Here is a 12414-nt window from a genome sequence, read left to right as displayed (position 1 = left end):
CCCGGGACGCGCCTCAGCCCGACCCGGCGCCCCGGCCCGCCTCGCCGAAGGCCCCGCGGCCCGAGTCCCGGGAGGCCCGGCCCGAACGGCGTTCCCGCGGCGCCCGGTTCGCCGGGCTGCCCGGCCTGCCGGGGCGCGGCCGCCCCGGGCGGCACGCCGGGAGCCGGGCCGCGGGGAAGCGGGTGGCAGGAGACCGTGCCGTGGCCGGACGGTCGGCTGCGACCGAGGCCGGGTCGGCCCAGGCCGAGCCGCGTCTGGTCGAGCGGCCGGGGGCCGTGCTGCCCGGCTGGGTCGCGGTGCTGGCCGGGCTGGCCGTCCTCGCGGCGTGCGGGGTGGTGGCCTGGTGGTCCGGGGCGGTGCCCGAGGGGCTGCTCGGTCTGCTGGGGCTGCCGATGCGCCCGTACCGGGGGCTGGCGTTCGGGCCGGCGGTGCTGCTGGCCGTCGGGGTGCTGCTCGCGCTGTTCGCGTTCGGCGGCCTCACCCGCAGCAGGGTGGGCACGGCGTGGGTGCTGACGCTGTTCGGCGAGTACCGCGGCACGGTCCGCCGTACCGGCCTCGTGTGGGTGAGCCCGCTGCTCCTGCGCCGCCGCCTCGACGTGCGGATGCGTCACTGGCGCAGCGAACCGGTCGCGGCGGTGGACGCGGGCGGCACCGGTCTGAGGGTCGTGGTGCTGGTGGTGTGGCGCATCCGGGACACCGTCCGTGCGGCCTTCGCGGTGGCGGACCACGAGACGTACCTGCGGGAGCAGGTGGAGGCGGCACTGGCCCGGGTGCTGTCCCGGCGGCCCGTCGACGCGCCGCGGTCCGGCGGCGGCGAGGCGCCGACGCTCCGGGACGCCGACGCGGTCGGCGAGGCGCTCGCCCGTACGCTGTCCGCCGCCTGTGCGCCGGTGGGGATCGAGGTGTTCTCGGCGCAGCCGGTCCATATCGAGTACGCCCCGGAGATCGCGGCGGCGATGCGGCGGCGGCGGATCGCGGCGATCGAGGCGGACCAGCGGGACGCCGTGCTGTCGGGGGTGGTGGACGCGGTGGACGACGTGGTCCACCGGCTGACCGCGCGTGGTCTGGTCGAGCTGGACGACTACGACCGCAAGGCGCTGGTCAAGGACCTCACCGTGGCGTTCTGCGCGGGGCGGGGTGGTCCGGTCGAAGGTGCGTGAGGCGCCTGCGATTGGTATGGACATGGCGAGTTCATGTCCCTAGATTGGGAGTTGGTCTAGACCGCAGCACGGTCCGTACGACGGTACGGCAGCACCGCAGCACGCCCGTTCCCCTCCGCCACGACGTCGCGCGCGATCCCCCACCTCCCCACTGGAGTGCAGCATGCGAGAGACGAGTCAGAAGAGGCATCGGATACGCACGGCGCTGGCCGTGGCCCTGGGAGTCGCCGGGGTCTCGGTCCTCGCCACCAGTAGTGCCGGCAGCCACGGCTACACCGACGCACCGATCAGCCGGCAGAAGCTCTGCGCCAACGGCACGGTCGCGAACTGCGGCTCCATCCAGTGGGAGCCGCAGTCCGTCGAGGGCCCCAAGGGCTTCCCGCTGGGCGGGCCCTCGGACGGCACCATCTGCTCGGGCGGCAACGCCCGGTTCGCGGAGCTCGACGACCCCCGGGGCGGCGCCTGGCCGGCCACGCAGGTGACGAGCGGGCAGAGCTACAGCTTCCGCTGGCGGTTCACCGCCCCGCACCGCACGACCGACTTCCGCTACTACATCACCCGCAACGGCTGGGACCCCACCAGGCCCCTGACCCGCTCGGACCTGGAACTGCAGCCGTTCCTCACCGTTCCGTACAACGGCAAGCAGCCGCCGTACACCCTCACCCACCAGGGCACCCTGCCGAGCGGGAAGACCGGCCGCCACCTGATCCTGGCGGTGTGGAACGTGCACGACACGACGAACGCGTTCTACGCCTGCTCCGACGTCCGGTTCTAGCCGCGGAGCCCGCCGTTCCCGGTGTCGGCCCCGCGCCCGCGGGGCCGACACGAAGAAGCCCCCCGCTTCCGCGAGGGGCTTCTTCCGTCTGTGCGCCGCCAGGGACTCGAACCCCGGACCCGCTGATTAAGAGTCAGCTGCTCTAACCAACTGAGCTAGCGGCGCCTGCTGACGAAGTTCATCCTACCCGGTCCCCGAGGTGCTCCCGGTCCCGGCTAAACGTGGCGTGCCTCACAGCGCCAGGGACAGCACCACCGGTGCCGCCCTGCGGTTCAGCGTGTCGGCCGCCGCGCGCAGGCGGTGCGCGTGCTCGATCGGCAGCGAGAGCGCCAGGCAGCCCACCGCCGCCCCGGCCGTCAGCGGCACCGCCGCGCACACCGTGCCGACCGCGTACTCCTGGAGGTCCAGCACCGGCACCGTGGGCGGCTGGCTGTCCAGCTTGGAGAACAGCACCCGCTCGCTCGTGATCGTCCGGGAGGTCAGCCGGGCGATCTTGTGGCGGGACAGGTGGTCCCGGCGGCCGTTCTGGTCGAGTTGGGTGAGCAGGCACTTCCCGACCGCGCTGGCGTGCGCCGCCGAGCGGAAGTCCACCCACTCGTTGACCTTCGGCGTGTGCGGTCCGTCCGCCATCTGCGTGATCTTGACCTCGCCGTCGATGTACCGGCTGATGTAGACCGCGGCGCCCACCGTGTCCCGCAGTGCGGTCAGCGTCTCCTGGAGCTTCGCCTCCAGGGCCTCCCGCCGACTGGCACCCGAACCCAGCAGGAGCAGCGAGTCCCCGACCACGTACACACCGGCGGCGATCTCCTCGACGTACCCCTCGCGGCGCAACATCCGCAGCAGCGGGGTCAGGTGGGCGACCGGGAGCCCGGCCTCCTTGGCGAGCTGGCTGTCGCTGACGCCGCCGCCGTGCCGGGCGACCGTCTCCAGCACACGCAGGGCGTACTGCACCGAATGGAACGCCGGATGCGGCTTGGGCTTCGGCGCCACGGTTTCCCCCTACCAGGTTGTGACCGCATGCTTCCTCCCCACGATAACCGCCAAGGGCCGTTTTCGGGCGTCCCGTTGACAAGAACGCGGGGACGCCCCAGCCGCATACGCTGGGGCGCTCCCGGTCGACATGTGCCCCTGGCATATCTCGGTACGGCTGGGGCGGGTGGGGCGGCCGGTCTGCGGCCCCGCCGCCGGCCGCCCGGACGAGGCGGGATCCGAGCGGTCGGCCCCGGCCGGGACCGCCGGGCGGTGGACGCCGGTCCGGCTCAGAGCACGGCGCCGAGGAACTCCCGGGTCCGCGCGTGCTCGGGCGCGGAGAAGATCTGCTCCGGCGGACCGGACTCGATCACCCGTCCGGAGTCGAACATCAGCACCTGGTCCGAGATGTCCCGCGCGAAGTTCATCTCGTGCGTGACGCACAGCATCGTGATGTCCGTGGTCCGCGCGATGTCCCGCAGCAGGTCGAGCACGCCCGCCACCAGCTCCGGGTCGAGCGCCGACGTCACCTCGTCCAGCAGCAGCACCCTCGGGCGCATGGCCAGGGCCCGCGCGATCGCCACCCGCTGCTGCTGCCCGCCGGACAGCTGCGCCGGCCGGGCACCCGCCTTGTCGGCGAGCCCCACCATCTCCAGCAGGCCGCGGGCCCGCTCCTCCGCCTCGTCACGGCCCATCCCGAGCACCCGCACCGGCGCCTCGGTGATGTTGCGCAGCACCGACATGTTCGGGAACAGGTTGAACTGCTGGAAGACCATCCCGATCTGCTTGCGCAGTTCGCGCCGCTGCCGCTCGTCGGCCGGGAACAGCCGCTCGCCGCCGACCTCGATCGTGCCCCGGTCGGGCCGCTCCAGGGTCATTAGCATCCGGAGGATGGTCGTCTTGCCGGAGCCGGACGGCCCGATCAGCGTGACGTGCTGGCCCGGGGAGACGGAGAAGGACAGGTCGTCGAGGACGGTGTGCTCACCGAATCTCTTGCCGACGCCCTCGAAGCGGACGAGTTCGGTGGACGGTTCGGTGGACGGTTCAGTGGACAAGGCGGCGCTCCAGGGCTCGGACGAGAAGGGAAGCCGGGTAGGCGATGAGGATGAAGGCGACACCGACGACGGTGAGCGGCTCGGTGTACTGGAAGGTCACGGCGCTCTCCAGCCGCGCCTGCTGGAGCATCTCCAGCACGCCGATGGCCATGAGGATCGGCGTGTCCTTCAGCATGGCGATGACGTAGTTGCCGAGCGCGGGCGCGACCCGCCGCAGGGCCTGCGGCAGGATCACCGCGGTCCAGGTGCGGTGCGCGGGCAGGCTCAGCGCCGTCGCCGCCTCCCACTGGCCCACCGGCACGGCGTCGATGCCGGCCCGGTAGACCTGCGCGGTGTACGTCGAGTAGTGCAGCCCGATCGCGAAGGTGCCGGTGACCAGGGCGGAGAACTGCACGCCCCACTCCGGCAGCACGAAGAAGAGGAAGAAGAGCTGCACGAGCAGCGGCGTCGTACGGATGAACTCGGTGAACACGTTCACCGGCCACCGCACCCACCGGCTGGGCGCACGGAACGCGGCCGCCCACACCAGGCCCAGCGAGAACGCCAGCAGCGAACCCAGCACCAGCACCTGGAGCGTCACCAGCAGCCCCTCCGCGAAACGCGGAAGGAAGTCCCAGACAGCAGACCAGTCCCAGTTCACTTGGCGGCCACCCCCAGATTCGCCTTGGTCCGTCGTTCGAGCGCCTTCATGGACCGCGTGATGCCGAAGGCGATGACGGCGTAGATCACCAGCACGATCGTGTAGATCTGCGCGCTCTCCTGCGTCGCCAGCCGCACCAGGTACGCCGCGAACGACACGTCGCCCACGCCCAGCAGCGACACCAGTGCCGTGCCCTTCAACAGCTCCACCAGCAGGTTGCAGAAGGACGGCAGCATCTCGGGCACCGCCTGCGGCAGCAGCACGAGCCGCATCCGCTGCCAGGGCGTGAAGCTCAGCGCCACGGCCGCCTCCCGCTGCGCCGGCGCCACCGCGTTCAGCGCCCCGCGCACGATCTCGGCGCCGTACGCCCCGTACGACAGGCCCAGCGCGAGCACCGCCGCCCACATCGGCACCAGCTGCCAGCCCAGCAGCGGAGGCACCACGAAGAACAGCCAGAACATCAGCACCAGAGCCGACACGCCACGGAACACCTCCGTGTACGCCGCCGCCAGGAACCGCACCACGCCGGAGCGGTGCGTCCTGGCCATGCCCACGGTGAACGCCACGGCGGCGCCCAGGGCCGCGCTGAACACCAGCAGCTGGAGGGTGGTCCAGATGCCGGGGAGGACCCAGTTCTGCCAGAGTCCGGAGGTCATCGGCACAGCTCCTCGGCGGTCAGCGTGGTCATCTCGGACTCCGTGAAGCCGAACCGCCGCAGGATCCGGAAGAGCTCGCCGCTCCGCTTCATCTTGTGGATCTCGGCGTTGAAGGCGTCCCGGAGGTCGCCGTCGGTGCGGCGGAAGGCGAAGCCGCCGCCGTCGATCTGCTCCTCGCCGTCGACGACGGCCGGGAACGCCTCCGTGGCCTCGGCCCTCGCACTCTTCTTCACCACCTCGCGGGCGGTGAGCGCGGTCCCGGCGAACACGTCCACGCGCCCGGACTCGACGGCGTTCAGCCCGGCCACCTGATCCTGGAGAATGACGATGTCCTTCTCGGGGTACCCGGCCGCCACGGCGTAGCCGATCTGCGCGTAGCCGCTGCCGGTCGCGAGCCGCGCCTTCTTCCGCACGGCGTCGTCATAGGAGCGCAGGCCGAGCGGATTGCCCTTGCGGACGATGAAGGAGTCGAGCATCTGGTACTCGGGGTCCGAGAACAGCACCTGCGCGCAGCGTTCCTTCTTGATGTACATCCCGGCGGACACCACGTCGAACTGCTGCGCGTTGAGGCCGGGTATGAGGGAGCCGAAGTCGGTGGCGACCGGCTGGACCCGGTCGACGCCGAGCCGCTTGAACACCACCTTGGCGAGCTCGGGCGCCTCCCCGGTGAAGGCCCCTTGCGCGTCGACGTACCCGTACGGCACCTCCCCGGCGATGCCGAGCCGCACCGTGCGCTGCGACCGCAGCCGGGCGAGGGAGTCCCCGGACGGCACGCGGGCGCACCCCGTGCCGCCGAGCGCGAACCCCGACGCGCCGAGCGCGGCGCCGCCGACCAGTAGCGAGCGCCGTCTTATGGATCCTGCTTCCCTGGAGTCTGTGAGGGCCATGGGCGCGCGGCTACCCGAAGTGGCGAGGGCTATGCGTGCGGGTTTCCCGCCGGACGCGCCCGGCGACCGCGCCGAAGGACCAGGAGGCTGACCATGACCACCGTCGGACTGCTCCGCCCGGAGGGCCACGCGGAGGACGACTACCGCCGTATCGAGACGCTGCTGGACAGTGACATCCGCGTGGACTCGGTGGCGTACGGGGGGCCGGACGAGGACCCGGAGCGCCTCGCCGCGGAAGCGGAGGGGCTGCGGCTCGCGGGCGCCGAGGCGGTGGTGTGGGCGGCCACCGGGGCGTCGTTCGTGCGCGGCTGGGAATCGGCGCACGAGCAGGCCCGCGCGCTGGCGCTGGCCGCCGGGGTGCCGGCCTCCAGCACGTCGATCGGGTTCGCGCACGCGGTGCGGGCCGTGGGCGCGGCGCGGGTCGCCGTCGCCGCGACCTATCCGGGGGACGTCACGGAGGGCTTCGCCCGGTTCCTGGAGGCGGCGGGGATCGAGGTGGTCGGCCCGCGCCGGGCCCATGCCGCGGGTCCGCTGCCCGACCTGGTGCGGGCCGCGGACGAACCGGGCGCGCAGGCCGTCCTGGTGCCGGACACCGCCCTCGCGACGGTGTCCCTGCTGCCCGACGCGGAAGCGGCCGTCGGCAAGCCGGTCCTGACGGGCACGCTGGTGACGGTGTGGGAGGGCCTGCGGCTGGCGGAGCGGCGCGGGGCGTGGGCGGAGGAACTGGGCACCCTCTTCGGCCGTCACGAGCCGCGTGACGTGTGGGAACCGGGCGGCTGACGCCCGCCCGCGCCTCCGGGGCGGGTCCTGGCCCGGAGGCCTCCCGTGGCATCGGCCCGGCCTCCCGTTGCGCCGGCCGGCGTCCGGCGCACCCCCGCCCGGCGTCCGGCGCGGCTCCCGCGCCCGCTGCCGCTCGGCCCCACCGGCCCGTACCACCGGCCCCCACCCGCCTTACCGGCCCTGTCGGCCCCACCGGCCCCGTACCGCCGGCCCTTCACTACCGGACCCGCACCACCGGCTCCACACCATCCGCCCCGCCAGCCTTGTTGGCCCCACCGGTCCCGTCGGGCCCCATCGCGCAGGGCATGGGGAGCCCTGCATCTGTTGCCGCGCCGTCCGAGCCGCCGCCCGCCGGTTGCCGCCGCGCCCGGCGGGCGGCTGCGGGGAATAAGCGGAAGCACCCTCCAGTTAGGCCCACCGTACGTGCCCGGCGCAGACAGGAGGACCCCGCGGTGAGCGAGCCCGCATCGACGCACGCGACAGAGCACCCGGCCATACGGGCGGCGGCACGGGGCGCCGCGCCCGTGCCGCTCTCCGTGCTGGACCTGGTCACCGTCGGGCGCGGGAGCACCGCCGCAGGGGCCCTCGCCACCAGCGTCTCGCTCGCCCGGCTCGCAGAGCGCCGCGGCTACCACCGGCACTGGGTGGCCGAGCACCATTCGATGCCCGGTGTCGCCTCCTCTTCCCCGGCCGTGATCCTCGCCCCCCTCGCCGCGCACACCCGCCGCATCCGGCTCGGCTCCGGCGGGGTCATGCTGCCGAACCACGCCCCGCTCGTCGTCGCCGAGCAGTTCGGCACGCTGGAGGCGCTCGCGCCGGGCCGCGTGGACCTGGGCCTCGGGCGGGCGCCCGGCACCGACGGGGCCACGGCCGCCGCCCTGCGCCGTACCGCCACCCCGGGGGAGGGGGCCGACGACTTCCCGCGGCAGCTCGCCGAACTGGTCGCCTTCCTGGACGACGACGTCCCCACGGGCCACCGTTACGCCGGGATCCACGCCGTGCCGGGCCCGGTGCAGGGGCCGCAGGGCCGCCCGCCGGTGTGGCTGCTCGGCTCGTCCGGGTTCAGTGCGCGGCTGGCGGGGGAGTTGGGGCTGCCCTTCGCGTTCGCCCACCACTTCTCCGCCCGCAACACGCTGCCGGCGCTGGAGCTGTACCGCTCCTCGTTCCGCCCGTCGGCCGTGCTGGAGACGCCCTACGCCCTCGTCGGCGTCTCCGCGCTGGCCGCCGAGGACGCGGGGGAGGCCCGCCGGCAGGTGCTGACCGGTGCGCTGTCGATGCTGCGGCTGCGGGCCGGGCGTCCCGGGCTGATCCCGACGCCGGAGGAGGCCGAGGCATACCCGTTCGGCCCGGTGGAGCGGGAGTTCGTCGACCGCTGGCTGGCCGACGTGGTGTACGGCACGCCCGACGAGGTGCGGGCGGGTCTGGACGAGCTCCAGGGCCGTACGGGGGCGGACGAGTTGATGCTGACGGCGAATGTCCACAGCGGGGCGGCCCGGCTGCGTTCGTACGAGCTGGTGGCGGACGCGTACGGCTTCGCTGGTTCTGCCTCGGGAAGCGGCGCACAAGCGCCCTAAGTGAACCTTAAACCGCTCGTCACCCCGGGTGGCGAGCGGCTCCGCGGGACTCCGGGGGGCCTCTGACGAGCGCTTTCCTCCCCGAGTTGGTCTAGTCCTCATTTGGTTCAGACCATTGACGGGTGTGGGTGGCGGTGGCTATCAATGCTCCAACTTCAGCCTCGCGCACCCCGCTTCGCCCCCTCGGAGGCCCCCGTGCACGCCCGCAAACCCCTGCTCGCCGCGCTCACCAGCGCCGCCCTCGCCGCCGGAGCACTGGCCGCCGTCACCTTCGGCGGCGCCGCGGCGCAGGCGGTGGACGCCGCGCCCGCCGCCGACGGCACGGGCGGCGTGAAGATCGCCTACTATGACCAGTGGAGCATCTACGGCAACGCCTTCTATCCGAAGCACCTGGACACCCGGGGCATCGCGGCGAAGCTGGACGTCATCAACTACTCGTTCGGCAACATCCACCCCACCGACCTCACCTGCTTCATGGCGAACAAGGCGGCGGGCGACGACAACAACCCCAACGCCGGTGACGGCGCGGGCGACTCGTACGCCGACTACCAGCGCACCTTCTCCGCCGCGGACAGCGTGGACGGCGTCGCCGACAAGTGGGACCAGCCGATCGTGGGCGTCTTCAACCAGTTCAGGGAACTGAAGGCGAAGCACCCGCACCTGAAGATCAACATCTCGCTCGGCGGCTGGACGTACTCGAAGTACTTCCACGACGCCGCCAAGACCGACGCGAGCCGCAAGAAGCTCGTGTCGTCCTGCATCAAGCAGTACATCCAGGGCGACCTGCCCGTCGAGGGCGGCTACGGCGGCCCCGGCACCGCGGCCGGCATCTTCGACGGCATCGACATCGACTGGGAGTACCCCGGCTCCTCCGGCGGTCACCTCGGCAACCACTACGGGCCCGAGGACAAGGAGAACTTCACGCTGCTGCTCGCGGAGTTCCGCAAGCAGCTCGACGCCTACGGCGCCGCGCACGGCGGCAAGAAGTACCTGCTGACCGCCGCGCTCCCGGCCGGCCAGGACAAGATCAAGTACATCGAGACGGACAAGATCGGCGCGTACCTCGACTACGCGAACATCATGACGTACGACATGCACGGCGCCTGGGACGGCGACGGGCCGACGTACCACCAGTCCCCGCTGTACTCCGGGGCGAACGACCCGACCGACCCGATCGAGCCCGGCACCGAGAAGTACTCCATCGACGATGCCATCGACGCGTGGATCGACGGTGACCCGGTCTACGGCATCACCGGCGGCTTCCCCGCCGGCAAGCTGACCCTCGGGTACGAGTTCTACTACCGCGGCTGGAAGGGCGTCCCGGCCGGCGCCGCCAACGGCCTGGCGCAGCCCGCCACCGGCGCCTCGGCGGCCCGCCCGCTGAGCCGGCAGGCCGGCATCGCCCACTACAAGGAGCTCGGCGGCATCGTCGACAACCCGGCGACGACGTTCTGGGACGACGACGCGAAGGCGTCCTACTTCTACAAGGACGGCGAGTTCTTCACCGGCCTGGACAAGCGCGCGATCCAGGCGCGCGCCGACTACGCGCACAGCCGCGGCCTGGGCGGCGCGATGATGTACTCGCTGCTCGGGCTGGACGAGGACACGACCCTGCTGAACCACATCGTGGAAGCGGTCGGTGGCACCCCGCAGACCCCGTCGCCGACCCCCACTCCCACGGAGCCGTCCCCCACCCCGACCCCCACCGGGCCCACCCCCACCCCCACCGCGCCGGAAGGCTGCACGGCCGCGGCCTGGGACCGGGCCGCCGCGTACACCGGCGGCACCCAGGTCTCCCATGAAGGCCGCACGTGGAAGGCCAAGTGGTGGACGCAGGGCGAGGAGCCCGGCACCACCGGCGAATGGGGCGTCTGGCAGGACCTCGGCGCCTGCTGACCCGCGAGGCCCGCTGACGGCCGCCCCCCACACCGCCGCCCCTGGCCGGAGAGACCACAGCCTCCCGGTCAGGGGCGGTTCTCATGCGCCCGCCGGCTCATGCCGTCCGCGCGCCGTCCCGGATCATCTCCGCGATGTGCTCCGGGGCCACCGCCCGCGAGTAGAGCCAGCCCTGACCGGTGTCGCAGCCGATCCGCCGCAGCCTCGCCGCCTGCCCGGCGGTCTCCACGCACTCGGCGGTGACGGTCAGCCCCAGCCGGTGCGCGAGGTCCACCATGGCCTCGACGATGATCTCGTCCGCGGGGTTCGGGTGCGCCTCGTCCTGGAATCCCCGGACGAACGATCCGTCAAGCTTCAGCACGGACACGGGCAGACGGCTGAGGTAGGCCAGGTTCGAATAGCCGGTGCCGAAGTCGTCGATGGCGATCCGCACCCCCATGTCGCTGAGCGCCTGCAGTGCCTGCAGGGGCCGCCCCGCCGAGCCCATCACCGCCGACTCGGTCAGCTCCAGCTGGAGCAGGCCCGGCGCGAGTCCGGTCTCGTCCAGGATCTGCGCGACGTCCGCCACCAGGTCGGAGTCCCACACCTGGCGGACCGCGACGTTGACGCTGACGAAGAGCGGCGGCTGCGCCGGGTGGGCCTGCTGCCAGTCGCGGGCCTGGCGGCACGCGGTCCGCAGCACCCACCGCCCCAGCTGCACGATGGAGCCGTCCTCCTCCGCGATCCCGATGAACCGATTCGGCGCCAGGGTGCCGAAGCGCGGGTGGTCCCAGCGGACCAGCGCCTCCACGCCGCGCACGGTGCCGTCCGCCATCCCCACCAGCGGCTGGTACGCGAGGACGAACTCGCCCCGCTCCACGGCCGGCCGGAGGTGGGAGGACAGTGCCTGCCGGGTCATGCGGTGGGCGTTGCGCTCCGGGTCGAAGAGCGTCCAGCGGGCCTTGCCGTCGGCCTTCGCCCAGTAGAGCGTGGTGTCGGCGGCCTGCATCAGCCCGTTGACCGTGGTGCCGTCGGCGGCCCGTTCCACCACACCGATCGAGGCGGAGACCGACAGCCGCTGCCCGGCCAGGTCGAACGGCTCCTGCACGGTGGCGAGCAGCGCGCCGGCCAGGTCGGTGAGCTGCTCGGTGCCCGCCGCGTCCTCGACGAGGACCGCGAACTCGTCGCCGCCGAGCCGCGCCACGAGATGCCCGCCGCGGGTGTGCGGGTCGTTGTCGGCGCACTCGGCGAGGCGCCCGGCGACGGCGGCGAGCAGCTGGTCGCCCACCCGGTGGCCGAGGGTGTCGTTGACGGCCTTGAAGCCGTCCAGGTCGAGGTAGCAGAGCCCGATCCGCCCGGTGCCCCCTGCGTCGTAGGCGTCGTACGAGGAGTTCTCCAGCGCGGACGTCAGGCGCTCGAAGAACAGGGTGCGGTTCGGCAGCCGGGTCACGGGGTCGTACATCTGGAGGTGGCGCAGCCGGGCCTGCAGCGCGCGGCGGTCGCTGATGTCGGCGACGGACAGCAGGACGCTGCGGCTGCCGGGCACCGGGGCGATCGTCACCTCGGTCCACAGGGGGTGCCCGTCGGGGTGCTTGAGGCGGCGGGTGCACCGGAGGCGCGAGCGATGGCCGCTGAGCACCTCGCGGTAGGCGTGCCAGGTGCGCCGGTCGGCGGCCAGGTCGACCAGGTCGGCGGCGGCCTGGTGGCGCAGGGACGACCGGTCGGTGCCGAGGAGCGTGGCGAGGGCGTCGTTGGCGCGGACGACGAGCCCTGCGGGGTCGACCACGGCCATGGCGAGCTGCGCGGCCCTGAACGCGGCGTCGACGTCCTGGAGTTCGCCGGGCGCGGCAGCGGCCGGGGCGTCACCCGGTGCCGGTGCGGGACCGGGCACGGTTGAGGGCTCGGCAGGGAGGTCCGCGCGGGCCGGGTCATGCGGGTGCGGCAGCGCGGCCGGTCCGGCGGAAGCGCCGGGGGCCGGGGCGGCCGCGGGCGCCGCGCCCGCGTCGGCGGGGTGCACGCCGGGCGCGGTACGGCCGCGGGGCA

General features: G+C 73.1%; 11 protein-coding genes and 1 tRNA gene. 5 read left to right on the top strand and 7 right to left on the bottom strand.

Features of this window, described 5'->3' with window-relative positions; translation table 11 throughout:
- Both BJP40_RS00060 and BJP40_RS00055 read left to right on the top strand, forming a co-directional pair.
- Nucleotides 1–1160, top strand: a 1160-nt coding sequence (locus BJP40_RS00060; protein ID WP_256220568.1) for an SPFH domain-containing protein, incomplete at its 5' end; no start/stop codon positions are given.
- 163 nt (nucleotides 1161–1323) lie between these two features.
- Complete coding sequence (locus BJP40_RS00055; protein WP_071277426.1) at nucleotides 1324–1935, top strand: lytic polysaccharide monooxygenase; 612 nt, start codon at nucleotides 1324–1326, stop codon at nucleotides 1933–1935.
- A gap of 91 nt (nucleotides 1936–2026) precedes the next feature.
- On the opposite strand, the gene BJP40_RS00050 is transcribed toward BJP40_RS00055, so the two are convergent.
- From BJP40_RS00050 to ehuB, 6 genes are all read right to left on the bottom strand, one after another.
- Nucleotides 2027–2100 (bottom strand) — tRNA-Lys (locus tag BJP40_RS00050).
- 66 nt (nucleotides 2101–2166) lie between these two features.
- Complete coding sequence (locus BJP40_RS00045) at nucleotides 2167–2925, bottom strand: IclR family transcriptional regulator (protein WP_071266222.1); 759 nt, start codon at nucleotides 2923–2925, stop codon at nucleotides 2167–2169.
- A 269-nt stretch (nucleotides 2926–3194) separates the two neighbouring features.
- Entirely contained in the window at nucleotides 3195–3959 is a 765-nt protein-coding gene (ehuA, locus tag BJP40_RS00040) for an ectoine/hydroxyectoine ABC transporter ATP-binding protein EhuA (RefSeq protein WP_071277424.1), read from the bottom strand.
- Nucleotides 3949–4599, bottom strand: a complete 651-nt coding sequence (gene ehuD / locus BJP40_RS00035) for an ectoine/hydroxyectoine ABC transporter permease subunit EhuD (protein WP_071277422.1) — start codon at nucleotides 4597–4599, stop codon at nucleotides 3949–3951. Before ehuD ends, ehuA begins: the two co-directional genes overlap by 11 nt.
- On the bottom strand, nucleotides 4596–5255 hold the full coding sequence (gene ehuC / locus BJP40_RS00030; RefSeq protein ID WP_071266228.1) for an ectoine/hydroxyectoine ABC transporter permease subunit EhuC: 660 nt from the start codon (nucleotides 5253–5255) through the stop codon (nucleotides 4596–4598). Before ehuC ends, ehuD begins: the two co-directional genes overlap by 4 nt.
- Nucleotides 5252–6142 carry an ectoine/hydroxyectoine ABC transporter substrate-binding protein EhuB gene (gene ehuB, locus BJP40_RS00025; protein ID WP_079170796.1) on the bottom strand — a complete coding sequence of 297 codons (891 nt, stop codon included), beginning with the start codon at nucleotides 6140–6142 and terminating at the stop codon, nucleotides 5252–5254. Before ehuB ends, ehuC begins: the two co-directional genes overlap by 4 nt.
- A 93-nt stretch (nucleotides 6143–6235) precedes the next feature.
- Between ehuB and BJP40_RS00020 the strand changes: the two genes are divergently transcribed.
- From BJP40_RS00020 to BJP40_RS00010, 3 genes are all read left to right on the top strand, one after another.
- Nucleotides 6236–6922, top strand: coding sequence for a decarboxylase (locus BJP40_RS00020; RefSeq protein ID WP_071277420.1), 687 nt, complete (start codon nucleotides 6236–6238; stop codon nucleotides 6920–6922).
- Nucleotides 6923–7374: 452 nt separating this feature from the next.
- Nucleotides 7375–8496, top strand: coding sequence for an LLM class flavin-dependent oxidoreductase (locus BJP40_RS00015; protein ID WP_071277418.1), 1122 nt, complete (start codon nucleotides 7375–7377; stop codon nucleotides 8494–8496).
- Nucleotides 8497–8691: 195 nt separating this feature from the next.
- Nucleotides 8692–10392 carry a glycosyl hydrolase family 18 protein gene (locus BJP40_RS00010; RefSeq protein WP_071277416.1) on the top strand — a complete coding sequence of 567 codons (1701 nt, stop codon included), beginning with the start codon at nucleotides 8692–8694 and terminating at the stop codon, nucleotides 10390–10392.
- 97 nt (nucleotides 10393–10489) lie between these two features.
- Here BJP40_RS00010 and BJP40_RS00005 read toward each other — a convergent pair whose 3' ends face one another.
- Complete coding sequence (locus tag BJP40_RS00005; protein ID WP_256220569.1) at nucleotides 10490–12163, bottom strand: bifunctional diguanylate cyclase/phosphodiesterase; 1674 nt, start codon at nucleotides 12161–12163, stop codon at nucleotides 10490–10492.
- Nucleotides 12164–12414: the final 251 nt, after the last annotated feature.

This window comes from Streptomyces sp. CC53 (genome assembly GCF_001865245.1).
Taxonomy (GTDB): domain Bacteria; phylum Actinomycetota; class Actinomycetes; order Streptomycetales; family Streptomycetaceae; genus Streptomyces.
Note: the sequence above shows the minus strand (reverse complement) of the source record. Positions and strands in the feature narration are given on the sequence as shown.